We start from the raw sequence: 24,005 nt of genomic DNA on the forward strand, positions 1-24,005 counted from the left end.
GCGAAGACGAGGTGATGAGATATGAGCTTGCTTGCTAAATCTTCACCCCGGTTCTGGGGCGTGGCCCTAAGCTTCCTATTCAGCCTGTTCTACTTGCTGTTTCAGGGCGGGAAGCTGGCCTTTATGGTCTTTATTATCGTATCGATCCTGTCCCTCTACCTCGCGCTTAGCCGCTGGAGCGGCATCTCCAAGACGCAGGGCGAGCGGACGCTGCTCAATGCGAACATGGAACCCGTGCTGGAAGCCGGCTCGACGCTCGCCGTGCAGATCAAAGTGCAAATTCCAGGCTTCTGGCCGATTCCGTATGTCTCGATCAAAGACTCGCTCGTTCGCAAGGACGGAGAGGAGCAGCGGTTCGAAGCGTATTTGATACCGGACTGGAAGCGACGCGGCGAAATTTCTTACCGGACGCCTCCGCTGCGCCGGGGCTTCTATCAGTTCGGCCAGACCGAATGCTCTACGGAAGACATCTTCGGCCTGTTCGAGTCCAAGGGCAGGATGTCGATGCCGCATTCGTTCGGCGTGCTGCCGCGCAAGGTGCATATCCGCGAATGGAAGCAGCTGCATCAGCTGTTCCGCGGCTTGCACCACCACTCGGCGACGACTCGCTCGCACCGGGAGACGACGCAGATCAACGGCGTGCGCGAGTACATTTACGGAGATCGGCTGTCCCGGATCCACTGGAACGCTACGGCCAAGACGGGCACGTGGAAGTCCAAGGAATTCGAGCGCGAGTCGCTGCCGAAAACCGTCATTCTGCTCGACCGCAATCCGAAGCATTATAAGGACAAAGAGCATTTCGAGCTGGCCGTCTCGGTCGTCGCTTCCCTTCTCGACTATGGGGCGCGCAAGGATTTGGCGCTTGGCCTGCTGTCCGTAGGCAAGGAATCGCAATATTTCGAGCCGCGTCTCAGCGCGAGTCATCAGAAGGTGATCAGCAATCATCTGATCGGGGTGGAGGCGGACGGACCGTATTCGCTCCAGGAAGTGCTCAAAAATCGCAATCGCGAGTTTAGCGCTGGCGTGTTCTTCACGATCGTCTCGCCGCTGTACGGAGAGCCGCTGGTCCAGGCGTTGTCCTGGCTCGATCAGCGCGAAATCAACCCGTGCCATCTCTGGATCAGCGCCGATCAGCCGACGAACGTGCAGGATGGGTGGAGAAAGCAGCTGAGCGTCAAAGGCTATCTCGGCTATCCGGTAGCTTCCCTGGACGATCTGACGCAAGGGTTGGGGGGGCGAGGCTAAATGAACGGAAGCTGGATTCGCTGGATCGGAATTAAGGACTGGAGCCTCCGGTTGACGACTGTGTTCGTGGGGCTGTACTTATCGCAGTTTGTGCTGTGGATTTCCAAAGAGGATCAGCTGTGGCTGCCCGAGACGATTACGATCGTGTCGCTGACGCTGCTCGTAACGGGTTTCATCGAGCTGTTCCCCAAGCTGCCGGCGTTCGTTCGAATCGTCCTGCAGCTCATATTGATGGTCTACATTTTATTCATGCAAGTCGGCTTCGAGTATGTGGACGTCAACGTCAACTCATGGGCTAATTTGATGCGTACGATCGACTTGAACGGCACCCAGCTGCTCCCTTACTTGTGGTTCAGCTTGACCGCTTGGGCCGCCTATTGGACCGCTCGGTGGTGGGTGCAGACCAAGTGGCGCATATTCAGCCTGATGGTCGCTACGCTGCTGTTTTTCGCGATCAAGGATTCCTATAGTGTCGTTATTCTATGGCCACAAGCGGCCATGACGATCCTTTGCGGCTTGTTCCTGCTGATCATTCGCCATTTCGCCAACCTGCGCACAAAAAATCCGGTCGGCTGGTCGAATTTGGCGGAGAATCCGGCTACCGTAGCGGTTCCGATCGTGATCCTCGTTTCCATTATCGTATTCTTGGGCACGCTCGCCCCGAATGTTAGAGCGGTTATCCGCGATCCTTATACGATCTGGAAAAATTGGCAAGGCGAAGAGGTGGCGTTTTTCAACAAAGGCTTCGGCAACGGCTCAATCATCTCTGGCGATTCGACGTCGGGCTACAGCCGCAACGACTCCTCGCTCGGCAGCTCCTTCGAGTTCGACTTTACGCCCGTCATGACAGTGAGCACGACGCAACGCAGCTACTGGCGCGGCGAAACGCGGTCATCCTATACGGGCAAAGGCTGGGTCATGAGCGATCAGGAGCGTCGGACGCCTAAATCCTCCGTAGTGCCGGAGACGGAGCTGCAGCAGGACAGCCGGCTGAACATGTCCAACCTGAAGACGGTGGAAGTAAGCCAGACGGTTACGATGCTGAATGAAGAGAAATACCCGGTTTTGTTCGGCGCCTACAGCATCGACAAAATCCAGACGATCAACAACGGAGCGGCCACGAATTATACGCCGGTTCAATGGGCATCGAGGCTGGAGGAGCTGCATTGGGACGAATCTTCGCGCCAGGCCTATCCGCAGACGTATTCGATTATTTCGAAGGTGCCGGTCGTGGAAGAGGCGGAGCTCCGCAAAGTGCAGCCGGATCTGAACAACCGCTCGTTCGACGAATATTTGTCGCTGCCCGACGTGCCGGCCCGAGTGAAGGATCTCGCACTTGAGGTGACGAAGAACGGCGCGACGGTGTACGACAAAGTGAAGCTGCTGGAGCAGTATTTGTCCACGACCTTCAAGTACACGAATACGCCTGACCTGAGCAAAGGCAAGAGCCGCGATTTCGTAGACCGGTTCCTGTTCGAGATCAAGGAAGGCTATTGCGACTACTATTCGACGGCAATGGTCGTTATGAGCCGTACGCTGGGCATCCCGGCTCGATGGGTCAAAGGCTACACGTCCGGCGTAAGCACCGAGCAGTTGGAAGGCATCCCGAGCGTTGAAATGATGGAACCGGATCCGACGGGCGCCGGGGAATACACGGTGCGGAACTCAGACGCTCACTCTTGGGCGGAAGTGTATTTCGCCGGATTCGGATGGATCCCGTTCGAGCCGACCTCCGGGTTCGTGCTGCCGGTCGTTACGCCTCCTAACGAGCCGATTATCGATATGGAGCCTGCACTGCCGACCGATTACACAGCGGAGGACGTGATGGAGAGCAGCTTCCCGATCCGTACGCTCGGCTGGATATCCGGCGGTATAGCAGCGGCTCTGCTGCTTGCGCTAGCGGCCATCGCGACTCGTACAACTTGGCTGCCGCTGCTCCAACGCGGACGATTCTCCCCGAATCTGAATCAGCGCGTCGTGCTCGAATACGATAAGCTGCTGAGGTTCGCGAGAAGAAAAGGATACGCGCGCTACGAGTTCGAGACCGCCCGCGAGATGACGGAGCGGTGGATCTCGAAGGACAAGTGGCTGCGAGGCGATCTGGAGGCGCTGCTTCGTTTGTTCGAGAAGGCGAAATACAGCAAGCTCGATATGACGGAAGAAGAAGTGTCGATTATGGCCAGAACGGTGCAGAAGCTGCGGCAAAGCATGTAGCGGAGCTAGTGCCTGATCAGCCCTGGAGGCGGGAATTTTCCGTTTGCCGGGGCTTTTCATTTGCTCGAGCTTTTTGCAGGAGTCGATGCCATGTGGTATAGTTTGCTGTATACATAACGAGCTCGAGGTGACTTTCTCATTGATCAGAAAACTCATTCCCCGCAAGAGCGTCAAGTCGATCTACGACATTGATATCCATACGCTGTGGCAGACGGGCGTCCGGGGAATCATTACGGATCTGGATAATACGCTCGTCGGTGCGAAGCGGCCGAACGCGACTCCCGAGCTGGCGACATGGCTCAGCAAGCTGGCGGCCATGGGGTTTCAAGTGGTCATTGTCTCCAACAACAACGAGCTTCGCGTCTCGCGATTTTCCGACCCGTTGCGGCTCCCCTACATTTCGGCGGCCCGCAAACCCGGCAATTCCGCTTTCCGTCGCGCGCTCGTGATGATGAAGCTGAACCCGGAGCAGGTCGTCGTCATCGGAGACCAGATGCTGACCGATGTGCTCGGCGGCAACAGGCTGGGGCTGCATACGATTCTGGTCGTGCCGATTTCCCCGGCGGACGAAGGTTTTTTTACCCGGATCAACCGGAGGATCGAGAGGCTCGCTATCGCATGGATGCGGCGCCGCGACATGATGAAATGGGAAGAATGAAGCAGATCGGACAAGCTCTTCGGCGCTATCGGAAGATTAGCCACGAAGAGCTTTTGCTATTGGCGGATCGGACAATCTGTTTTGCTACCGCCTGAGACATATGGTATAGTTTGACTGTATAAGGGTGTAGTTAAAGGGAGGAAACCGTAGTTGGAGGAAACGTCATCACGCGCTGTCGTATCACAGTCGATCTGCTCGGGATGCGGCGTCAAGCTGCAATCGGAATTGCCGGATAAGATCGGGTATACCCCGGCGTCGGCGATGGGGCGCAACCCGCTCACATGCCAGCGCTGCTTCCGGATCAAACATTACAACGAAATAGCCAGCGCAACGGTAAACCCGGCGGATTTCTTGGAGATCCTGAGCCAGCTGGGAAAATCCGATGCGCTGATTGTGCATATTGCGGATCTATTCGATTTCGAAGGGAGCTTGATCAGCGGGCTTCATCGGTTCGTGGGGAACGTGCCGGTGCTGCTCGTCGTGAACAAGATCGATCTGCTGCCGAAGGCGATGAACCCGAATCGGATTCTCAATTGGGTGCAGAAGCAAGCGAAGGCGAACGGCATCTGGGCGTCCCGCGTCGTTTTGTGCAGCGCTCGCAAAAACATCGGCTTCGACCGCGTCGTTGAAGCGCTGGGTGAAATGCGGGGCAACCGCAACATCGCGGTCATAGGAGCGACGAACGTCGGGAAGTCGACGCTCATCAACCGGCTGATTCGCGATTACAGCGATCTGGAGGCGGAGCTGACGACTTCGCCTTATCCGGGAACAACGCTCGGGGTTGTGAACATCCCGCTGGACGACGGCAAGATGATCATTGACACGCCGGGGATCGTGTACTCGAGCCGGCTGACCGAGCTCGTCGAGAAGCAAGACCTGCAGACCGTTCTGCCGGAGAAGCCGATCAAGCCGACCGTTTTCCAATTGAACGAACAGCAGTCGTTGTTTTTCGGTGCCTTGGCCCGGTTCGATTTTGTGAAGGGAGAGCGGCAGTCGTTCACCTGCTACACTTCGAATGCGCTCACCATTCACCGAACGAAGCTGGAAAAGGCGGACGAGCTGTACCGCGAGCATCGCGGAGTGCTGCTGTCCCCGCCGGGGAAGGATGACTTGGACAAGCTGCCGCCATTCACGAAGCACGCCATTCGCATCCCGAAGGGCGCAAACAAAGATGTGCTGATTTCGGGGCTGGGCTGGATCAAGGTGAACGGCACGACTGGCGCGGAGCTTGTCATCCACGCGCCGAGAGGCGTCAAAGTCGTCATGCGGGATTCGCTGATTTAACTTGGAGGAGTAGATGGGGATGGAGCAGCAAGCGGTTGGATCGGGGAGCGGGGTAGGATTGGACAGCCAGACCGTCCTGCACGGCTTGTTCGGCGATCCGGTCAAACATTCGAAGTCGCCGCTCATGCATAACCGGGCTTTCCGGGAGCTTGGCTTGAACGCAGCCTATGCGGCGTTCCACGTCGATCCCGGCCGGTTGAAGGCGGCGGTCGAAGGCATTCGTGCGATGGGGTTCCGCGGGGTAAACGTCACGATTCCGCATAAAGTGGAAGTGATGGACTATCTCGACGAGATCGACGAGCACGCCCTGGCGATCGGCGCCGTCAACACGATTGTGAATGAGGATGGACGGCTGATCGGCTACAATACGGACGGCATCGGCTACGTGCGCTCGCTCAGGGAAGAGGCCGGCTTATCCGTCCAGGGGAAGCGTGTGCTGATGCTGGGCGCGGGCGGAGCGGCCAGAGGCGTCGCTTACGCGCTCGCGAGAGAAGGCGCGGAGACGATGTGGATCGCCAACCGGACGGCGGACAAGGCCGTGCAGCTGGCCGATTCGCTCGGCAGTTTGACGGATACGCGGGCGATCGGTTATGACGATCTGGCCGCCATTCGCGGCGATGTCGATCTGATCGTGCACAATACGTCGGTCGGGATGCATCCGAATGTAGACGAAGTGCTGATCGACACGTCCTGGTTTCACGAGGGGCTGACCGTCAGCGATCTCGTGTACAATCCGCTCGAGACTCGGCTGCTGCGCGAGGCGAAGGCCAGAGGCGCCCATGCGCACGATGGGCTCGGCATGTTTATTTATCAAGGCGTCTACGCCTTCGAATATTGGACCGGCCGGCAGGCGCCGGTAGCGGTCATGCGGGAAGTCGTGGAGGCTTCCCTGCGGGCTTGACGCTACGGACGGCTCGAATTGCAGACTACTAGAAAGAATGGAATGATCAGATATGCTTACAGGAAAACAAAAACGACATTTGCGTTCGCTCGCCCATCATTTGGATCCGATTTTTCAAGTGGGCAAGGGCGGGGTGAACGATCATCTGATCCGTCATATCGAGGAAGCGATTGAAGTGCGGGAGCTGCTCAAGGTGTCGGTGCTGAACAACAATACCGACGACCGCCACGAGATCGCCGCCGAGCTGGCGGAGCGGTCGGGCTCCGAGCTCGTGCAGCTGATCGGCAAGACGATCGTGCTGTACAAGGAATCCAAAAACAACAAGCAGATCGAGCTCCCGTAAGTCGGGGCCGGACGCGTCTGCCGATCGGAGTGTCGGGGAGCATGAACATCGGAATTATGGGCGGGACATTCGATCCGATCCATCTCGGCCATCTGCTGGCGGCGGAGCGGGCGAGGGAGGAAGCCGGACTGGACGAGGTGTGGTTCATGCCGTCGTACACGCCTCCTCATAAGCCGAACCCGCCCAAGGCTTCGGCTGAGCAGCGGCTGGCGATGCTGGAGCTGGCGATCGCCGGGCACCCGCAGTTTCGCGCGGAGGAGCTGGAGATTCGCAGGCAAGGAACGTCCTACACGGTTGACACCGTCGATCAATTGTGCCGCCGTTATCCGAACGCGCGGTTTTGTTATATCGTCGGGGCGGATATGGTGCAATATTTGCCCCATTGGGTAAGGATTGAGGAGATCATCAAGCGGATTTCATTTATCGGGCTCCAGCGGCCGGGGTACTCGGTCGACTTGAGTTCGCTTCCGGCGGCCATTCGGGAAGCGGTCACGATCGTGCCGATGTCGCAGATGGAGCTGTCATCCACGGATATCCGCGAACGATGCCGCAGCGACAAGTCGATCCGGTATATGGTGCACGAAGACGTGTATGCTTATATTAAGGAGCGTGGCTTGTATGAAGCTTGACGCTTGGATCGCACTGACGCAGGAGCAGATGCCGGCTCGCCGCTGGATGCATACGCAAGGAGTTCGGCAATCCGCGACCGAGCTGGCAGAGCGGTACGGCGCCGACCCCGAGCAGGCGGATCTGGCGGCGCTGCTGCACGATTACTGCAAGTTCTGGCCGATCGAACGCCAGGTGGAGGCTTACCAGATGTACGGGCTGCCTGGGGAACTGCTCGCTTACGATCCGCAGCTGTTGCACGGACCCCTGGCCGCCGAGGTAGCGCGGAGGGAGCTCGGCATCGCCGACGAGGCGGTGCTGGACGCGATCCGCTGGCATACGTCGGGCCGGGAGCGAATGACGCTGCTGGACAAGATTGTGTGCCTGGCCGATTATATCGAGCCGGGGCGCGATTTTCCCGAGGTAGCCCGCATGCGCGAGCTTTCTCTTACGAGTCTGGAGCTGTCGCTATTGGCGGGGTTCGATTCGACGATTCGATTTTTGCTGGACAAAGGGAAAATAGTATATCCGCTTACGCTGGCTGCCCGCAACTCGCTGGTTGACGAGCTGAGAAGCGGGTCGAACAACATTACAGACAGGAGTTGACCGGATGAGCAGAAAACCGGAAGCTGTATTGAATATGGCCGTCCGTTCCGCCGAGGACAAAAAGGCGCATAATCTCGTCGTGCTGGACTTGAAAGGGGTCTCGCTGATCGCGGATTATTACGTCATCTGTCACGGGAACTCGGATACGCAAGTACAGGCAATCGCGACGGATATCCGCAAGCAGGCCCATGAGCGCGGTGTGCCGATCAAGGGAATCGAAGGTTTCGATTCGGCCCGCTGGGTGCTCGTCGACCTTGGCGACGTCGTTATCCACGTGTTCCATCGCGACGAACGGGAGTATTACAATATCGAGCGTCTGTGGTCGGACGCGAAAGTGGTTGAGAACGTATGACGTTGCTGGCGGGAACGGTACGCAAGCTGGAAGTGGCGCGGGAAGTGCCTCCGAACGGCTATTATTTGACGGACGGAGCGCGCGACGTGCTGCTCCACTATAGCGAGATTGTAGGGACAGTCCAGCCGGGCGACAAGGTGGACGTGTTCTTGTTTCACGATACGGAGGACCGGCTCGCTTCGACGATGAAGCAGCCGCTGATCCGGCTCGGCGAGCTCGCGCTGCTCGAGGTGGCCGACTTGCACCCGCGCTACGGCTGCTTCCTAGAGATGGGGCTCGGCCGCCAACTGCTGCTCCCGATTCGGGAGCTGCCCGAGTGGGCGGAGCTGCGCCCGCAGCGCGGCGACCGCGTATTCGTAACGCTCGCGCACGACAAGTCCGGCCGGCTAACCGCGAAGCTGGCCGGCGAGAAGGAGCTCGCGCCGCTCGCCTTCGCCGCGCCTGCGTCGTGGCGCAATACGTGGGTCGATGCGCGCGTCTACAAGCCGCTGCAGGACGCCACGTATGTGATGTGCGACGGCGGTGTGCTCGGCTTCGGCGCGATCGGGATGATCCACTCGAACGAGCGAAGCCGACCGCTGCGGCTTGGCGAGCAGGTGAGCTGCCGCGTGACGTTCGTCCGGGAGGACGGGAGGGTGAACTTGTCCACGCGGCAGGTGAAGCATATCGGGCAAGGCGAGGATGCGGACAAAATCCTCGTCTTCCTGGAGTCGCGCCCGAACAAGTCGATGCCTTATTCTGACGAGACGCCTGCCGACATCGTTTCGGCCAAGTTCGGCATGAGCAAAGGCGCGTTCAAACGTGCGCTCGGCAAGCTCATGAAGGAAGGGCGCGTCGAACAGAAGGGTAGTTGGACTTCGCTCAAGGCGGACGCCGCTGCTGCTTCGGCACCGGAGGCGGGGGAAGCGGAAGCGGCGCCTGAGGAGCACGAGAAGCCGAACGAACAAGGATAGAAGGTGAGCCGACTGTGGCTTATGAGAAGTTTGCCTATGCATACGACCAACTGATGGAAGACATGCCGTATCCCCAGTGGCTTCGTTTCGCTAGCCAAATATGGGAGAAACACGGCAAACCGGCGACGGTCGTTGACCTTGCTTGCGGCACCGGCAACATCGCCATTCCGCTGGCCCAGACAGGACTCCGGGTAACGGGAATCGACCTGTCCGAGGACATGCTGGCGGTAGCCAGAGACAAGGAGGAGCAGATCAAGAAACGTTCCTCCTTCGCATCCGGCGGGTCCTTAAGCTGGATCCAGCAGGACATCCGGGAGTGGGAGCTGCCGCGCCCGGTCGACTCCGTGCTGTCGTTCTGCGACAGCTTGAATTATTTGACCGAGCCCGAGTATATCGTGGAGGCGTTCCGCAGTACGTATGCGGCTTTGGCCGAAGGAGGCTCGTTCCTGTTCGACATGCATACGGAGGCGCAGCTGAAAGCGTATGCACAAATGCAGCCGTTCGTTCTAAAAGAAGAAGCGATCTCTTATATATGGACTTGTGACCTCGATGAGGACCGCTGCGAGCTGGAGCATGATTTGACGATATTCGTGCGAGACGAGGCGAATGGCGCCTATCGGCGGATTGATGAGCTTCATGTTCAGCGCGCCTACAAGCTTGACTTTCTGGAGGCGGAGCTGTATCGATGCGGATTTCGCGAGGTGTACCGGTACGCCGACTTCAAGCTGCAGCCGTCCGACGATCGGACGGAGCGGGCTTTTTTCGTAGCGATCAAATAACCGGGCGAGGGGGATTTCATGACGTTGGACCAAGAGCGGGTGCTGGCCGCAGCCGAAACGTTCGCCCGCGACGTGCACGGCGGCGACCGGACGGGTCACGACTGGCCGCATATTGAGCGTGTCGCGCGATTGGCGGCTTCGCTCGCCGAGGCGGAAGGGGCGGACCGCTTCATCTGCGCGTTGGCGGCGCTGCTGCACGATGTACCGGACGAGAAGCTGAACGCGTCTCGGGAAGCGGGGGAAGAGCGTTTGCGCAGCTGGCTGGACGGCCAGCCTGTAGATCAGGCGGTTCGCGAGCATGTGCTCGAGATCATCGGCACGATGTCGTTCAGCGGCGGGCACAATCCGCCGATGCGCACGCACGAGGGGCGGGTCGTGCAGGATGCCGACCGGCTCGATGCGCTTGGCGCGATCGGTATCGCGCGCACGTTCGTGTATGCCGGCTCCAAGGGGCATGCGATGCATGACCCGGCGCTGCCGCCGCGACAGGCGATGAGCCGGGAGGAGTACCGCAGTGGCAAGCAGACGGCCGTGAACCATTTCTACGAGAAGCTGCTGCTGCTGAAGGACCGGATGAACACGGCCGAAGGCCGCCGGATGGCAGAGGAGCGGCATCGGTACATGGAGCTGTTCCTCGACCGGTTCGTCCGGGAGTGGGACGGGGTTTAGGAAAGGACGGCGGGAGCGGCATCGCTCCAATCGATTACGCGCTGCACAGCCGCTCGATCAGATGGCGGCTCATGAAAAGGTTTGGAGGAAATAAGGTGATCCCGTAAGCTAATCTGTTTTCTTCGACCGAATCTGCACCAAGCCATGCTTAAGCGAATGCGAATGATGATGCTCGTGCGAACCATGCCCATGCTCATGCGAACCATGCTCTTGCGGATGCTCATGTGAATCGTGCCCATGATGCCCATGATGCCCATGCTCGTGCCCGCTTTCATGCTCCTCGACAAACGTAACCGACAGCTCGGCATAATGGACGCCCTTCTGCACCTGAATGCTCTGATGCAGCTGCCGCAGCTGGCTGAGCTTGCCCCGCACGGCGATGACCTCAAGGCATTGGTCGTGATTCAAATGCACGTGCATGTTGGAGATGATCGCGTGATGGTACGCGTGCTGGAGCTCCATGAGCTGCAGCGGCAAATCCCGTATATGATGGTCGAACACCATCACGATCGTACCGGCCACCAGCTTCTCCGCCTGCATCTCCGAAGGCTGCAGCAGCGTCTTGCGAACCAGATCGCGGATCGCCTCCGACCGATTGGTATAACCTTGTTGTGATATATACTGATCGAACTGCTCGATCAAGGGAGCCGGGAACGAAACGCCGAAGCGGATCAGCTCCTCTTTTTCCTTCTCTCGCTCTTTGTCGCCCATTCTGGATCCCGTCCGTTTCCTAATTTAATAGCTGCTTATGCCAAAAGTGTAGCACACTCCCTACTCGGGGGAAAGGCAGCCTATCGCCCTTGACAATGTTTGCCTGCCCCTGTATAATGACAAGAAGATTTTCCTAGAATGGAATAGTAGGCTGTGACAAGGAATAGTACTTCATCCCCATCCCCCAGAGAGTCGGCGGCAGGTGCAAGCCGGCGGATGGACGAACGAACTCGCCTTGGAGCCGATCGGCAACATCCCGCTCGCATTCCGAGCCGGACGAACCGAATCCGTATCCCCGCGTTAAGGGGCTTGAGTGGGCCTGAGAGCGAAGTACGCTTATGGCCAACTAGGGTGGTACCACGGGAATTTGAACCTCTCGTCCCTAGCGATATGCTAGCGGCGCGAGGTTTTTTTGCATTCTATGGAGCGTAGAAGGAGTCGAGAAGGCATGACACAAGCGGACAACAAGCAAGCGCAAGAAAGAGAGCAGGGCTACAACCCGCAGAAGATCGAGCCGAAATGGCAGCAATACTGGGACGCCCACAAGACGTTCAAGGTCGAGGAGAATTCCTCCAAGCCGAAGTTTTACGCGCTCGACATGTTCCCGTATCCATCGGGCGCCGGCCTTCACGTCGGTCACCCGGAAGGCTACACGGCGACGGACATCGTCTCCCGCTTCAAGCGGATGCGCGGTTTCAACGTCTTGCACCCGATGGGCTGGGACGCCTTCGGCTTGCCGGCGGAGCAGCACGCCCTCGATACGGGCAAACACCCGCGCGACATTACGTTCAAGAACATCGACAACTTCCGGAGACAGATCAAGTCGCTCGGCTTCTCGTACGACTGGGACCGCGAGATCAGCACGACCGATCCGGACTACTACAAGTGGACGCAATGGATTTTCATCCAGCTGTATAACCGCGGCTTGGCCTATGTGGCCGAAGTGCCGGTGAACTGGTGCCCGGCGCTGGGAACGGTACTCGCCAACGAAGAAGTGATCGACGGACTCAGCGAGCGCGGCAGCCATCCGGTCATCCGCAAGCCGATGCGCCAGTGGGTGCTCAAGATCACCGAGTACGCCGAGCGGCTGCTTGAGGATCTGGAGGAGCTGGACTGGTCGGAGAGCATCAAGGACATGCAGCGCAACTGGATCGGCAAGTCGAAGGGGGCGGAAGTGAACTTCGCCATCGACGGGTTCGCCGGCCGTCAGTTGACCGTCTTCACGACACGGCCCGACACGCTGTTCGGCGCCACGTATTGCGTACTCGCGCCGGAGCATGAGCTGGTGGCGGAGATCTCCACGCCGGAGCAGGCGGCAGCCGTGAAGGAGTACCAAGAGAAGGCGGCGCGCAAGAGCGATCTGGAGCGCACCGATCTCGCGAAGGACAAATCCGGCGTGTTCACCGGCGCATATGCGGTCAATCCGGTCAATGGCGCGAAGGTGCCGATCTGGATCGCCGATTACGTGCTCGCGGGCTACGGGACAGGCGCTATCATGGCGGTGCCGGGCCACGACCAGCGCGACTGGGAGTTCGCCAAGCAATTCGACTTGTCGATCATCGAAGTCGTCAGCGGCGGCGATGTGGCGAAGGAAGCATTCGCGGGCGACGGCGTCCACGTCAATTCCGGCTTGCTGGACGGTTTGACCAATGAAGCCGCGATCGCCACGATGACCGAGTGGCTCGAGTCGAACGGCAAGGGACAGGGCAAGGTAACCTATCGCTTAAGAGACTGGCTGTTCAGCCGCCAGCGCTACTGGGGCGAGCCGATTCCAATTCTCCATCTGGAGGATGGCACGATGAAGCCGGTACCGGACGATCAGTTGCCGCTGTTGCTGCCGGAGGTCGACGAGATCCGTCCGTCGGGCACCGGCGAATCGCCGCTCGCGAACGTGACCGAGTGGGTGAATACGGTCGATCCCGAGACTGGCAGGCCGGCGCGCCGCGAGACGAACACGATGCCGCAATGGGCGGGCAGCTGCTGGTATTACTTGCGGTTCATCGACCCGCACAACGACGAGGCGCTTTGCTCGCCGGAGCTGCAGAAGGAATGGCTGCCGGTCGACTTGTACATCGGCGGCGCCGAGCACGCCGTGCTCCACTTGCTGTATGCCCGCTTCTGGCACAAGGTGCTTTACGACATCGGCGTCGTGAACACGAAGGAGCCGTTCTACAAGCTCGTCAACCAAGGCATGATCTTGGGCGAGAACATGGAGAAGATGAGCAAATCCCGCGGCAACGTCGTCAACCCGGACGATATCGTGAACGAGTTCGGCGCCGACACTTTACGCGTGTACGAGATGTTCATGGGACCGCTCGAAGCGACGAAGCCTTGGAATACGAACGGGGTGGAAGGCTCGTTCCGGTTCTTGAGCCGTGTATGGCGGATGATCGTAACCGACGACGGCGCGCTCAATCCCAAGATTGCAGACTCCTCGGAGACGTCCAAAGAGTTCAGCCGCACATGGCACAAATCGATCAAGAAGATCACCGAGGACTTGGAGGCGTTGCGCTTCAATACGGCGATCAGCCAATTGATGATCTTCGTGAACGAGGCGTACAAAACCGAACGCCTGCCGCTCGCAGCGATGAAGCAGTTCGCTCAGATGCTGTCGCCGATCGCGCCGCACTTGGCCGAAGAGCTCTGGGAGCGTCTCGGGGGCGTCGGCTCGATCAGCTACGTGCCTTGGCCGATTCATGACGAAGCGCTCACCGTGGATAGCGAGATCGAGATCGTCGTGCAAGTGAACGGCAAAATCGTAGACCGGATCCTCATCGCGAACGATACGGACGAAGCCGCGATGCAGCAAATCGCGCTCGGCCAAGAGAAAGTTCAAGAGGCGATTGCGGGCAAATCGATCCGCAAGACCATTGCCGTCAAGGGCAAAATCGTGAATTTGGTCGTAGGTTAATCCCTCCGTACCAGTCCACACAAAAAAGCTTACTTGTTCCGCGTCAGAGAGATCATCCTGCCGCGAAGCAAGTAAGCTTTCCTTTTCCCGGCGTTGCTCAGCCGATGTTATTCCATAATTTTGCCGTAAAACAAATTTTCCACTTTCTCGACATCCTCGTGGTACTTGGCATGGGTGATGCCGATCAACCGATTGAACATCCCGTCGAGCTCGGTGGCCATGAGCTGCAGACCCGCCGCGGTAATGCCGCCAGGTACCGATACGCGTTCGCGCAGCGTCTCCGGGGTGAAGCCGCCTTCGGTCAGAAGCTTGCCCGTTCCGAGCAGCATTTCGCTTGTTAACCGAGTCGCTTCCTCGCGCGGGATGCCGGTTTCTTCGACCGCCGCGTCGATCAGCCTCTGCAGGAAAAACGCTACGAAAGCCGGACCGCAGCTCGACAAATCGGAGCATATGCGCGTATGGTCCTCGGAAACTTCAACCGGCGTACTAATTGTGGAGAACAGCCTCATCAGCCGTTCCTTGTCGTCGCAATCCACAGATTTCCCGTATATGCACAGCAGTGCGCCGCTCAGGACATAATTGGTAATGCTCGGGATGATTTTTACGATTTTGCAATTGAGCAAGTGTTCCAGATGTTTGATCATGACGGGACTGGTAATGGAGACGATGATTTGCGCGGGGTGGACGACGTTTTTGATTTCATCGAGCACTTTTTTATATTCCGCCGGTTTGACGCACAAAAAAATAAGCTCGCACTTATCGGCGACTTCCAAGTTGGTACGTACCGCTCTTAGTCCGGGATGCCGATCGGCGATCGCCTCCGCTTTGCCGAACGTCCGATTGCTCGCGACGATGTCCGAAGGCTGGAGTGCGCCTGCATGTATCCATGATTCGATGAGAATGCTCCCCATGCTGCCTGTCCCGATAAACCCTACCTTCATCACGAATCCCTCCTGCACGTTCCGCTCCGTGGCTCTAGCCTTTCCGGCGGCCAAACCTTTCTCCTATTTATATGCGAATGTACGTGCAAGAATGCAAAATTTGTGGAAAATAGCAAAAACGCGGAGGAGAGCTACATGAAACGGGTTTGGAAATCAAGATCGGGGATCGTTTTCGTATGGTTGGCGGCGGGTGCAGCGATCGTTCTTTACTTGGCGCAGCCTTGGCGGGATCCGGTGCAATCGAATGGACTCGTTGTACGCAATGAGGCAATGGCGGCTTTGTTCCAGGATGGCGATGAAGCTCCGACTTCCCCTCGTGCTGCTGCTTCGACTCCTCGAGCAAGCGCATCCCCAGTTCCCGCGCAGCCAGCACGCAAAATCAATCTCAATCGGGCGACTGTCTCCCAGTTGGACCGGCTGCCCGGGATCGGCCCGGCGAAAGCGGAAGCGATCGTAGCTTATCGCACCCAGATCGGTTCGTACCAACGGGTGGAGCAGCTGCTCGAGGTGAAGGGGATCGGGCCGAAGCTGTACGCCGCTCTTTTGCCCGTGGTGACGCTGGAGGAATGAAGCTTTTCTTTTGAAAATGAATATGAGAAAATAATAGAGTTCTATGAAGCCGTTGAAAGAGGGAGGCTGGACGATATGCCGGAAAACAACCACGTATCGCCTTCCGAGCATCCGCCCCGTAAAAGCTGGGATACTTATTTTATGGATATCGCCTATATGGTCTCCACCCGCTCGCAATGTTTGCGAAGGCATGTAGGGGCCGTGCTTGTGCAAGGCAAGAAGCTGCTAGGGACCGCCTATAACGGAGCGCCTATGGGGATGCCTGACTGCTCCGAAGCCGGCTGCATGCTCGTTGAGGAGTTTGAAGTGAAGCTGGCGGACGGCGAAGAGGTTGTCGTCAAGAAGCAGCGTTGCATCCGTACGATTCATGCCGAGCAAAATTTGCTGCTGTTCACCGATCGCGACGACCGCGAAGGCTCCACAGTGTACGTCACCGACCAACCTTGCTGGACATGTGCGAATATGCTCGCGAACAGCGGCGTTGTCGAGATCGTCTATCATCGCCCATATCCGAAGGATCAGGAGAAAGTATCGACGATGATGGCGACCAAGGGCATCATTTTTCGGACGTTGTCCGACTATGAGCCGCCAGCAGGCAGTTTGACCAAAGTGACGAACTAGATTGGATAGAAGATCAACATAAAGGAATGTCAGGGGAAGAACCTCTTGCCGGTCGATGCAGGCAGCGGGGTTCTTTTTTGTTGTCATAGAGGAGGAGAAGGAGATGGGGACAATGGAGAGGGTTACAAATAGGCCGATCGTGTTGGTAGCTGTATGCTGGATTGTCGGGTATGCGGCAGCCTTTGCCTGGGCATTCCCCTTGCTTGGCTGGAGGACGGCGATTCTCGCGGGGCTGGGCTGCGCGCTGGCCGGACTGGCCAAGCTGCCGGGCAGGCATTGGCTAATGCCGCTTCTGTTAGCAGTCGCCGCTGCCTCCTACTACGAGGCCTGCGACCGGAGCAACGCAACGGCGCTGCCGGACTTGTCAAACGGGACGGAGGCTAAGGTCAGAGGATGGATCGATTCTGCCGTCGAGGTGGATGGCGATAAAGTTTCTTTCGTGCTGCTGGCCGACTCGGTCGCTGCGATGGAAGAGGGGCAGCAGCTTCAGCGCGGAGCTCGCGAGAAGCTGCAAGTCTCGATCCGGCTCGTGGAGCAGCAAGAGCAGGCGGTGGCGATGGGCTGGGGACGCGGGGACCGGGTGGAGCTGTCGGGAACACTCAAACGTCCGGAACCTGCTCGCAATTTTGGCGGGTTCGATTACCGCGCCTACTTGACGCTCCACCATATTCACTGGCTGCTGCAGGCGAAGGGACTTGCCGCTGTGCATACGGGTGTCAATGACGAGTCGCTACACAACGCGACATTTCTTTCGGAACCGATGATGCGGCTGTCAAGGTGGAACGACGAACTGAGGAGCCTTCTCGCAGCCAAATTCGACGAGCTGTTCGATGAGGAACAAGCCGGCTATATGAAAAGCCTTGTTCTCGGGGTGACGGAGTTTATGAACCCGGACCGGTTCCAGCAATTTTCCCGTTTGGGTCTTACGCATGTGCTGGCCATCTCGGGTTTGCATGTGGCTATTTTCGTAGGCGGCTGCTTGGGGCTGATGCGGATTTGCGGCCTCACCAGGGAAAGGGCGCTGACCGCCGCCATGGTGCTCGTTCCCGTGTACACCGCCCTCGCAGGTGGTTCGCCTTCCGTCGTACGTGCGGGATTGATGGCGATGTTGGCGTTGTACGCAGCCAGGCGAGGCATTCTGAAGGATGGGCTGCATCTGTTATGCGCCGTTGCGCTGCTGATGCTGCTATGGGAGCCTTATTATTTGCTCGATGTCAGCTTCCAGCTTTCCTTTCTCGTCACGGCCGGGCTGATCTTGGGGGTGCCGCGCTTTTCCAGACTGCTGCCGATCCGCTCCCCTGCATTGAATTCCGCAGTTTCCGTTACGACGGTAGCCCAGCTTGTCTCGTTTCCGGTTTCGATTTATTACTTCAACACCTTATCGCTGCTGTCTTGGGCGGCCAATTTCTTGCTCGTGCCGTTTATCAGCTTTGTGACGCTGCCGCTAGGGTCGATCGCGTTGCCCTTTGCATTGGTTTGGCAGCCAGCCGGTGAGTGGATTGCCTGGCTAGCGGACGGCTCGAATCGGCTGACGTTCTGGTTAGTCGACAAGGGGGCTTCCTCTTTGACTGCGCAAACGATTTGGCCGACGCCGTCGTTGTGGTGGGTTGCCGTTTACTTCCTGGGACTTGCAGCGCTTTATGCGACTTGGATGTGGCATCTCCAATCGGCTCGGAGCCGGCTGTGGCCGGTTACGGCAGCAGGCTTGGCGATGGCTGTGCTGCTGACGGCCGCCTATTCGCCGGTGAAAAGCAGCTATAGCCCATCCGGCTCGGTCAGCTTCCTGGATGTCGGGCAAGGGGATGCCATCCTAATCCGCACGCCACAAGGAAGAACGGTATTAATCGACGGCGGGGGTACGATATCGTTCCGCAAGCCCGGAGAGGAATGGAAGGAGCGGCGGGATCCGTTTGAGCTCGGAAAAGACTTGCTCGTCCCGTTGCTGAAAAAACGCGGCATACATGCAATCGACTTCCTTGTCGTCAGCCATCAGGATGCCGATCATATCGGCGGTCTTCAGGCGGTGCTGGAGACGATTCCGGTCCGTCGGCTGCTGTTCAACGATAGCTGGAAAGGAAATGCCAGCTCGAAGCAGCTGTTCGAGACGGCACTGAGACAGGGCACGGAGCTGCTCGGCGGCAAATGGGGTGATGAGGTGCAGGTGGACGCGCGGACAAAGCTGACGGTGCTGCATCCGCTGAACCAGCAACCTGAAGCTGGGAGCGAACTCCCGGTCGAGGAGGATCAGAATGGGGCTTCGCTTGTACTCTTGATGCGGATGTACGACTCCCGATTCCTGTTCACCGGTGACATGGGAGAAGATCAGGAGCATTCGATTCTGGAGGCGATTCAGCAGCAATCACCTGATCATGATGTTGAAGTTGACGTTCTGAAAATCGCCCACCATGGCTCCAAAACGTCTACATCCGAAGAGTGGCTTGCCTATTGGCATCCCGAGCGGACGGTCATCTCGGTAGGTGTGAACAATGTTTACGGTCATCCGAGTCCTCTTGTGCTGGACAGAATCAAGAAAGCGGGGCTCGACCCTTTGCGGACGGATCTGCATGGAGAAGTGGCGATGATTGTGACGAAAGGCGGGATCCGGGTATCGACCAAATTTCCATATCCGACTTGATCCACCGTTTGCAAAGACTACGGCAGGTCGGCCAAGCGGACAAGGAGACCGTCCTCTCCCTCGGATACGGTCGGCGGCAGCCAGCCTGCGCGATGATCGAAACAGAAAACCCACCATACGACCCCGGAGCCGATGGGCAATTGACGCGAATGCTTGAGCGTCAGCATGCCGCGGCTGCCCTCGTGCCGGTATAGCTGAATCGGTTCGAGCGGATCCGGCTCGAGGGTTGCGCGTCCATCCGATACGGGCTGTTCCATGAAGACGCCCATCCACAAGGCGCAGCCAGCTTCGCTAAGACGTGCCCATCCGTCCGATAAAGACCAGGCCAGAAAGGTTCCGCCTTGCCAATAATAATCGAGCTTCGCACCCGGTCTCAGGGAAGCGATTGTATCCCGTACAACGACAGCGGCAGGCTCGTGATCCGTTTGTCCGCCAGATAGCCAAACGTCGCGCTTGATTTTCGCGCCTTCCGGCAGTCCGTTGTAGCATCGCGTCAGATCGAGCGAAGCATCACGTAGTTGGTGTCCTGGATGAAATAAGTCCGCGTGCCCTCGATCAAATAATACATCTCATAGGTGTCGTGAAAATGAGTAGACAGGTAGCGGTCGTCTTGGACGGTTCGCTTCGTTCGCGAGATGTAAAAGTGATCCTCCATTGTAAAACCCCAGAACGTCTTCATCACTTATCCCCCATTGAATAGTGATTAGTTTGCCTACCTACTCTATTAATCATATGATTGAATGGAGGTTTAATCAAGGATATAGACGAGGTTCTGAGCTTGTAATTCATTCTCCGACTTGAGAGAATAGAAGCTAGTACCTAGTACAAGCTGGATGGGGGCATCCCGATTGACCGACAAGCTGCTTGTCATTTTGCTGTTCACGCTGCTCATCAACGCCATCGAGACGCTGTCCTATGCAGCCCGGTTGGCCGGTACCCGCACAGCCCGGCTGGCCAGCGCGTTCTCCCTGTTCAACATCATTGTCATCTTCTCCCGGACGGCCAATATGGTGCAGATGGTGCTGATTGCAAGCCTGATCGATCGGGCGATGGAAACGGGGCTCGTCGACCGGGTCAAGGATCAGTTTCGCTGGATTATCGGTGCCGCCTCGATCGGTACGGTGCTGGGAGCGCTGCTAGTGCCTACGTTTGTCGCCATATTCGCTCGCGCGATTCAGCGGCTGGAAGCGAGCGGCTCCGTTCCGTATTTGCTCAAGGAAGCGCTGCAAGCGAAACATCTGGGGGCGGTCAAACATTATTTTCGCCACCCCAGCTTGAAGCTGATTCACAGCTTCCGGATCGGCGGCGTTCCCAAACGATTGCTGCTGCTGAACACATGCATTACTGCGATCTATACGGTTGGTGTGTTGTCGGCGCTATACGCAGGTTTGCTAAATCCGGATCGAGCGACGACCGCAACCTTGTCTTCCGGGATGATCAACGGGATCGCCACGATTTTGCTCGCGCTGACGATCGATCCGAAAGTAGCCTTGCTCACCGATCAAGTGCTGTCCGGCAAGAAACGGGCTTCGCAGATGAACCATATGGTGCTGATGCTCATTTTGTCTCGTTTTTTGGGTACGGTGGTGGCGCAAATTTTGTTCATTCCGGCCGCCATTTGGGTGAAATGGTTGAGCAGCAATGTTATGTAATTCATGAAGAAGTCTTCATAGTGCCGTCCCTGTAAATCTGGTAAAATGAAAACGTCAGCAATCATTCGTCGAACGGATCGCGGCGGCGTGGCCCAAGCGTGTCCGGCGACATTTTTTTTGTTTCGGCATTTGCAACCTTTTTCCTAACGACGCCGTCTACTATGTTGCAAGAGAGGGGGAACCTTGTGGTAGCGAAGGAATTGATCATAGCTGCCCAATCGGGCGATCGCGACGCTCTTATAACCCTACTGCGAGAAATTGAGTCCCATATTTACCGAACGGCCTTTTATATACTAGGCAATGAGCAGGATGCCAAGGATGCGGCGCAGGAAGCGCTGATCCGCGTCTACACCAAAATTAATTCCTATGAGGAAAAAGCCCTATTCAAAACATGGGTCCAGCGAATCGTGACGAATATTTGCATCGATAAGTTCCGTCGAACGAAGTCGACCGTCTCCATCGAGGAGCATAATATGGTGTTCACGTCGACCGTGGATGTGGAAGACGAGATATTGGCAACCTATGTGGCAAAAGATATTCAGGCTGCAATCGACAAATTGCCGGAGCATCACCGCGCGGTAGTTGTGCTTAGATATATACAGGACTTTTCGTATAACGAAATTGCAGATTCCTTGGATTTGCCCTTGAATACCGTGAAATCCTATTTGTTCAGGGCGAGACAGCAACTGCAAGCTCTACTCCGTGATTATCAGAAAGGTGGTGTGCGGGGATGACATGTCAAGAGGCGGTGGAATGGATGCAGCGTGATCTGGATCACGATCTGAGCGATTCGGAACGCCAAGCTCTGGTCAGCCACATGAGCCGGTGTCCGGATTGTGCGGAAATGTTTACCCGACTCCAACAGCTTTCTCTCGAACTCGCGCAACTGCCCAAAGTAACGCCTCCTTACAGCTTAGTGGATGCCATACTGCCGCGACTCGAGGAGCTGGACCGAGAGCGGATCTTCGAACAAACCGAGAAAAATGCGGGCCCCGCCGTACACCCGTTCCCGGCTGCGCCTGCAGCCGGACAGCGGGGCGAGCGCCGCGCTTCCCGCTGGAAGCGGCTGTTTCCGTTCAGCGCCATCGGCGGTGTCGTAGCCGCAGGTATCGTGCTGACCTTGTTCATCACGAATCAAGGCGGATTGATGAAGAACAAGGAAACGGCGGACACTACTCTGCTGTCGGTCAAAAAAATGACTTCGGAAGGCGCCACGGCAAGCGGTGGAGCGGCTCCAACGAGCAACGGCTCCGCGGAAAGATCGGTAGACGTCACTTCCAATACGGCTTCTCCTGTCGCCCCCCCGTCGCCGAGCGCTACGCAGAAGATTGCGCCAGCCGGCGATCTGCGGCAAGGGAACGCCCAGGACGGCGGAAACGAAGCGGGATCGGGTGCCATAGATCCCACTAAGCAGTCACAACTGTTTGGCGCTAATCTCGGGGATGCGGGGCAATCGCAGCCAAAAGGCGGCGAGGCCGTCTCGATTTCCGATGTGCGGGATCAGCATGGGACGCCCCCACCTAATCCGGAGACGTCGAACACCAGCGGAATCGGGAATGAAGTGACGGATACCTACGCTTCGCCTGGCGACCGCATTGCGAGCGGGGACAAATCGACCGCTCAAGGCGGAGGTGCAGGCAGTGCGGAGCTGTCCGGCAGCATCAATAAGAGCAGTCCCGGTTCGACAGAAGGGGGCGCTACCGATTCGAACAGCGCCGGTACGGCCGCCGGCATGATGCCTGCTTTGCCGCCCGATGCTTCGATGGGCATCGCGGGCATTGGTCCGAGAGTGCCGGTCACCCGCCTGCAGTCTCCGGATGCATCGCGCATAGCCGTCTACGACCCGGCGTCGCGCCAGGTGAAGGTTGTGAAGGCGGGCGACGAGAAAGCGGCATTGTTCGTATCGGCGCGCATATGGGAGCCGACCGATTCCATCCACTTGAACAGCTGGACGTCTGCGGAGCGGTTCAGTTATTCGGTTACGCGGGCGGATGGAAGCATTCTGGTTTACTCCATCGAATTAATGCCCGTCCAAGAAAGGCTGGAAGTTCGATAAAAAAGTAACTGCGCCAATGCACATATTACCGGGCGGCACGTATTGTATTGTAACAAGATACGAAAGTCCGTGAGTCGACACGGGGCGCCGCCTGACACCGTATGACCGCCCGCCGGAAGTGCCTAGGAGCTTGCCGGCCTGCGTTTATATAGATGTGCTGGGACAAAGGGATGATGTTAAAATCTGCGGATTTTGACGTGATCCCTTTGTTTTTGTTAGAATGGCATCAAATGAACCGGAACTAGGCGGAGGTGAGCACGATGGATTACCGGTCGGCGGCCCGTGAAGTGGCCAAGAGCGGAGCAAGGCCCGTGTACGTCTGCTACGGCACGGAGAAATATTTGATACGGGAATTTATCCAATACATAACGGACAAGCTGATCGATCCGGATGTGCGGGACTTCGCCATCTCCCGGCATGATTTTTCGGAGACGAGCCTTGAGGCGGTGCTGGAGGATGCGCAGACGCTGCCGTTCATGGCGGAGAAGAAGCTTGTCATCGCCAAGAGCGCTATTTTCCTGACCGGGGCGAAGGATACGTCCAAGGTGGAGCACAACACGGAGAAGCTGCTGGAGTATTTGAAAAGTCCTTGCGAGTTCTCGGTTCTCATCCTGCTGGTCGATGCCGACAAGCTGGATGAGCGCAAAAAAGTAGTAAAGGCGTTGAAGGAATGCGCTATCGCTTTCCCGGTATTGAACGCTGAAGATCTGCTGCAATGGGTGAAACGGCAGGCGGAGCGGCACTCGTTCTCGTTCGCCGACGGTGCTGCCGACCAGACGGTGCTGTATGCGGGCTCGAATTTGCAAACGCTGTCGGCGGAGCTGGATAAGCTGTCGCTCTATGTGGGGAGCGGAGGGGTGGTGACCGGCGATATTGTGGAGCAGCTCGTAACGAGAAGCACGGAGCAGAACGTGTTTATTTTGATCGAGGATATCGTTCGCCTGCGGCTTCAACGGGCATTTACGATTCTTCACGAGTTGATTAAGATGAAGGAGGAGCCGGTCAAGCTGACCTTGCTTATCGCTCGGCAATTCCGCATCATCCTGCAAGTGAAAGAAAGCATGAAGCTGGGGTATTCCCAGCAGCAGTTGGCCGGACAGCTCGGGCTGCATCCGTATGCGGTCAAGGTGGCTGCAGAGCAAGGCTCCCGGTACACGGACGAGCAGCTAACGCGGATTCTCACGGAGCTGGCCGAGCTTGATTATAAGATGAAAAGCGGCAAGATCGACAAGGTGCTCGGGCTAGAGCTGTTCCTGCTGCAATTGTCCGCTTGAATCTGGCAAGTTGGGTTTTTATCA

General features: G+C 57.5%; 24 protein-coding genes and 1 other annotated feature. Of the genes, 20 read left to right on the forward strand and 4 right to left on the reverse strand.

What is annotated here, in order from left to right; all coding sequences use genetic code 11:
- Nucleotides 1–21: 21 nt before the first annotated feature.
- The 12 genes from PKO02S_RS03730 to PKO02S_RS03785 all read left to right on the forward strand — a co-directional run bounded on the left by PKO02S_RS03730 (nt 22) and on the right by PKO02S_RS03785 (nt 10,610).
- Nucleotides 22–1,245, forward strand: coding sequence for a DUF58 domain-containing protein (locus tag PKO02S_RS03730; RefSeq protein ID WP_127579751.1), 1,224 nt, complete (start codon nt 22–24; stop codon nt 1,243–1,245).
- Complete coding sequence (locus PKO02S_RS03735; RefSeq protein WP_127579752.1) at nt 1,246–3,459, forward strand: DUF4129 domain-containing transglutaminase family protein; 2,214 nt, start codon at nt 1,246–1,248, stop codon at nt 3,457–3,459. It begins immediately after the preceding gene.
- Nucleotides 3,460–3,598: 139 nt separating this feature from the next.
- Entirely contained in the window at nt 3,599–4,117 is a 519-nt protein-coding gene (locus PKO02S_RS03740) for a YqeG family HAD IIIA-type phosphatase (protein ID WP_174819874.1), read from the forward strand.
- A 150-nt stretch (nt 4,118–4,267) separates the two neighbouring features.
- Nucleotides 4,268–5,401 carry a ribosome biogenesis GTPase YqeH gene (gene yqeH / locus PKO02S_RS03745; protein ID WP_127579753.1) on the forward strand — a complete coding sequence of 378 codons (1,134 nt, stop codon included), beginning with the start codon at nt 4,268–4,270 and terminating at the stop codon, nt 5,399–5,401.
- Between the two features lie 19 nt (nt 5,402–5,420).
- The gene (gene aroE / locus PKO02S_RS03750; RefSeq protein ID WP_127579754.1) at nt 5,421–6,302 is read left to right on the forward strand and encodes a shikimate dehydrogenase; all 882 of its coding nucleotides are present in this window, start codon (nt 5,421–5,423) and stop codon (nt 6,300–6,302) included.
- 52 nt (nt 6,303–6,354) lie between these two features.
- Nucleotides 6,355–6,645, forward strand: a complete 291-nt coding sequence (gene yhbY / locus PKO02S_RS03755) for a ribosome assembly RNA-binding protein YhbY (RefSeq protein WP_127579755.1) — start codon at nt 6,355–6,357, stop codon at nt 6,643–6,645.
- A 41-nt stretch (nt 6,646–6,686) separates the two neighbouring features.
- Nucleotides 6,687–7,274 carry a nicotinate-nucleotide adenylyltransferase gene (locus PKO02S_RS03760; RefSeq protein ID WP_127579756.1) on the forward strand — a complete coding sequence of 196 codons (588 nt, stop codon included), beginning with the start codon at nt 6,687–6,689 and terminating at the stop codon, nt 7,272–7,274.
- Nucleotides 7,264–7,857 carry a bis(5'-nucleosyl)-tetraphosphatase (symmetrical) YqeK gene (yqeK, locus tag PKO02S_RS03765; RefSeq protein ID WP_127579757.1) on the forward strand — a complete coding sequence of 198 codons (594 nt, stop codon included), beginning with the start codon at nt 7,264–7,266 and terminating at the stop codon, nt 7,855–7,857. The genes PKO02S_RS03760 and yqeK overlap by 11 nt, the downstream gene beginning before the upstream one ends.
- A gap of 4 nt (nt 7,858–7,861) precedes the next feature.
- A complete protein-coding gene (gene rsfS, locus PKO02S_RS03770) occupies nt 7,862–8,209 on the forward strand; it encodes a ribosome silencing factor (protein WP_127579758.1) in 348 nt (115 codons plus the stop codon).
- Nucleotides 8,206–9,162: a CvfB family protein gene (locus PKO02S_RS03775; protein WP_127579759.1), complete on the forward strand. Its 957-nt coding sequence runs from the start codon at nt 8,206–8,208 to the stop codon at nt 9,160–9,162. The genes rsfS and PKO02S_RS03775 overlap by 4 nt, the downstream gene beginning before the upstream one ends.
- A gap of 14 nt (nt 9,163–9,176) precedes the next feature.
- Nucleotides 9,177–9,941 (forward strand): class I SAM-dependent DNA methyltransferase, encoded by a 765-nt coding sequence (locus tag PKO02S_RS03780; RefSeq protein ID WP_127579760.1) that lies wholly within the window; start codon nt 9,177–9,179, stop codon nt 9,939–9,941.
- Nucleotides 9,942–9,959: 18 nt separating this feature from the next.
- Nucleotides 9,960–10,610, forward strand: a complete 651-nt coding sequence (locus tag PKO02S_RS03785) for an HD domain-containing protein (RefSeq protein WP_127579761.1) — start codon at nt 9,960–9,962, stop codon at nt 10,608–10,610.
- 108 nt (nt 10,611–10,718) lie between these two features.
- Here PKO02S_RS03785 and nikR read toward each other — a convergent pair whose 3' ends face one another.
- Nucleotides 10,719–11,321 (reverse strand): nickel-responsive transcriptional regulator NikR, encoded by a 603-nt coding sequence (nikR, locus tag PKO02S_RS03790; protein WP_127579762.1) that lies wholly within the window; start codon nt 11,319–11,321, stop codon nt 10,719–10,721.
- 144 nt (nt 11,322–11,465) lie between these two features.
- Nucleotides 11,466–11,708 (forward strand) — a binding site (T-box leader).
- Between the two features lie 61 nt (nt 11,709–11,769).
- Here nikR and leuS point away from each other — a divergent pair.
- Nucleotides 11,770–14,232, forward strand: a complete 2,463-nt coding sequence (gene leuS, locus PKO02S_RS03795; protein ID WP_127579763.1) for a leucine--tRNA ligase — start codon at nt 11,770–11,772, stop codon at nt 14,230–14,232.
- A 107-nt stretch (nt 14,233–14,339) separates the two neighbouring features.
- Here leuS and comER read toward each other — a convergent pair whose 3' ends face one another.
- Nucleotides 14,340–15,173: a late competence protein ComER gene (gene comER / locus PKO02S_RS03800; RefSeq protein WP_127579764.1), complete on the reverse strand. Its 834-nt coding sequence runs from the start codon at nt 15,171–15,173 to the stop codon at nt 14,340–14,342.
- Nucleotides 15,174–15,308: 135 nt separating this feature from the next.
- Between comER and PKO02S_RS03805 the strand changes: the two genes are divergently transcribed.
- From PKO02S_RS03805 to PKO02S_RS03815, 3 genes are all read left to right on the forward strand, one after another.
- Nucleotides 15,309–15,743 (forward strand): ComEA family DNA-binding protein, encoded by a 435-nt coding sequence (locus tag PKO02S_RS03805; protein ID WP_127579765.1) that lies wholly within the window; start codon nt 15,309–15,311, stop codon nt 15,741–15,743.
- A 75-nt stretch (nt 15,744–15,818) separates the two neighbouring features.
- Nucleotides 15,819–16,364, forward strand: coding sequence for a deoxycytidylate deaminase (locus tag PKO02S_RS03810; protein WP_127579766.1), 546 nt, complete (start codon nt 15,819–15,821; stop codon nt 16,362–16,364).
- A 112-nt stretch (nt 16,365–16,476) separates the two neighbouring features.
- Nucleotides 16,477–18,999 carry a DNA internalization-related competence protein ComEC/Rec2 gene (locus PKO02S_RS03815; protein ID WP_127579767.1) on the forward strand — a complete coding sequence of 841 codons (2,523 nt, stop codon included), beginning with the start codon at nt 16,477–16,479 and terminating at the stop codon, nt 18,997–18,999.
- A 17-nt stretch (nt 19,000–19,016) separates the two neighbouring features.
- On the opposite strand, the gene PKO02S_RS03820 is transcribed toward PKO02S_RS03815, so the two are convergent.
- Nucleotides 19,017–19,256 carry a hypothetical protein gene (locus PKO02S_RS03820; protein ID WP_127579768.1) on the reverse strand — a complete coding sequence of 80 codons (240 nt, stop codon included), beginning with the start codon at nt 19,254–19,256 and terminating at the stop codon, nt 19,017–19,019.
- Between the two features lie 236 nt (nt 19,257–19,492).
- Nucleotides 19,493–19,678, reverse strand: a complete 186-nt coding sequence (locus PKO02S_RS03825) for a cupin domain-containing protein (RefSeq protein ID WP_127579769.1) — start codon at nt 19,676–19,678, stop codon at nt 19,493–19,495.
- A gap of 169 nt (nt 19,679–19,847) precedes the next feature.
- Here PKO02S_RS03825 and PKO02S_RS03830 point away from each other — a divergent pair, with 169 nt between their 5' ends.
- The 4 genes from PKO02S_RS03830 to holA all read left to right on the forward strand — a co-directional run bounded on the left by PKO02S_RS03830 (nt 19,848) and on the right by holA (nt 23,981).
- Entirely contained in the window at nt 19,848–20,651 is an 804-nt protein-coding gene (locus PKO02S_RS03830; RefSeq protein WP_246066818.1) for a lipid II flippase Amj family protein, read from the forward strand.
- Between the two features lie 185 nt (nt 20,652–20,836).
- Nucleotides 20,837–21,385, forward strand: a complete 549-nt coding sequence (locus PKO02S_RS03835) for an RNA polymerase sigma factor (protein ID WP_127579771.1) — start codon at nt 20,837–20,839, stop codon at nt 21,383–21,385.
- A complete protein-coding gene (locus PKO02S_RS03840; protein WP_127579772.1) occupies nt 21,382–22,707 on the forward strand; it encodes a zf-HC2 domain-containing protein in 1,326 nt (441 codons plus the stop codon). Before PKO02S_RS03835 ends, PKO02S_RS03840 begins: the two co-directional genes overlap by 4 nt.
- A gap of 260 nt (nt 22,708–22,967) precedes the next feature.
- Nucleotides 22,968–23,981, forward strand: a complete 1,014-nt coding sequence (holA, locus tag PKO02S_RS03845) for a DNA polymerase III subunit delta (protein WP_127579773.1) — start codon at nt 22,968–22,970, stop codon at nt 23,979–23,981.
- Nucleotides 23,982–24,005 lie beyond the last annotated feature (24 nt).

This window comes from Paenibacillus koleovorans NBRC 103111, from assembly GCF_004000845.1.
Lineage (GTDB): Bacteria > Bacillota > Bacilli > Paenibacillales > NBRC-103111 > Paenibacillus_AA > Paenibacillus_AA koleovorans.

Coding starts and splice junctions, on each gene's coding strand:
- leuS (WP_127579763.1), top strand. CDS start 11,770: ATGACACAAGCGGACAACAAGCAAGCGCAAGAAAGAGAGCAGGGCTAC.
- aroE (WP_127579754.1), top strand. CDS start 5,421: ATGGAGCAGCAAGCGGTTGGATCGGGGAGCGGGGTAGGATTGGACAGC.
- comER (WP_127579764.1), bottom strand. CDS start 15,173: ATGAAGGTAGGGTTTATCGGGACAGGCAGCATGGGGAGCATTCTCATC.
- PKO02S_RS03820 (WP_127579768.1), bottom strand. CDS start 19,256: ATGGAACAGCCCGTATCGGATGGACGCGCAACCCTCGAGCCGGATCCG.
- PKO02S_RS03810 (WP_127579766.1), top strand. CDS start 15,819: ATGCCGGAAAACAACCACGTATCGCCTTCCGAGCATCCGCCCCGTAAA.
- PKO02S_RS03840 (WP_127579772.1), top strand. CDS start 21,382: ATGACATGTCAAGAGGCGGTGGAATGGATGCAGCGTGATCTGGATCAC.
- yqeK (WP_127579757.1), top strand. CDS start 7,264: ATGAAGCTTGACGCTTGGATCGCACTGACGCAGGAGCAGATGCCGGCT.
- holA (WP_127579773.1), top strand. CDS start 22,968: ATGGATTACCGGTCGGCGGCCCGTGAAGTGGCCAAGAGCGGAGCAAGG.
- PKO02S_RS03815 (WP_127579767.1), top strand. CDS start 16,477: ATGGAGAGGGTTACAAATAGGCCGATCGTGTTGGTAGCTGTATGCTGG.
- yhbY (WP_127579755.1), top strand. CDS start 6,355: ATGCTTACAGGAAAACAAAAACGACATTTGCGTTCGCTCGCCCATCAT.
- nikR (WP_127579762.1), bottom strand. CDS start 11,321: ATGGGCGACAAAGAGCGAGAGAAGGAAAAAGAGGAGCTGATCCGCTTC.
- PKO02S_RS03805 (WP_127579765.1), top strand. CDS start 15,309: ATGAAACGGGTTTGGAAATCAAGATCGGGGATCGTTTTCGTATGGTTG.
- PKO02S_RS03785 (WP_127579761.1), top strand. CDS start 9,960: ATGACGTTGGACCAAGAGCGGGTGCTGGCCGCAGCCGAAACGTTCGCC.
- rsfS (WP_127579758.1), top strand. CDS start 7,862: ATGAGCAGAAAACCGGAAGCTGTATTGAATATGGCCGTCCGTTCCGCC.
- PKO02S_RS03730 (WP_127579751.1), top strand. CDS start 22: ATGAGCTTGCTTGCTAAATCTTCACCCCGGTTCTGGGGCGTGGCCCTA.
- PKO02S_RS03760 (WP_127579756.1), top strand. CDS start 6,687: ATGAACATCGGAATTATGGGCGGGACATTCGATCCGATCCATCTCGGC.
- PKO02S_RS03775 (WP_127579759.1), top strand. CDS start 8,206: ATGACGTTGCTGGCGGGAACGGTACGCAAGCTGGAAGTGGCGCGGGAA.
- PKO02S_RS03735 (WP_127579752.1), top strand. CDS start 1,246: ATGAACGGAAGCTGGATTCGCTGGATCGGAATTAAGGACTGGAGCCTC.
- PKO02S_RS03825 (WP_127579769.1), bottom strand. CDS start 19,678: ATGAAGACGTTCTGGGGTTTTACAATGGAGGATCACTTTTACATCTCG.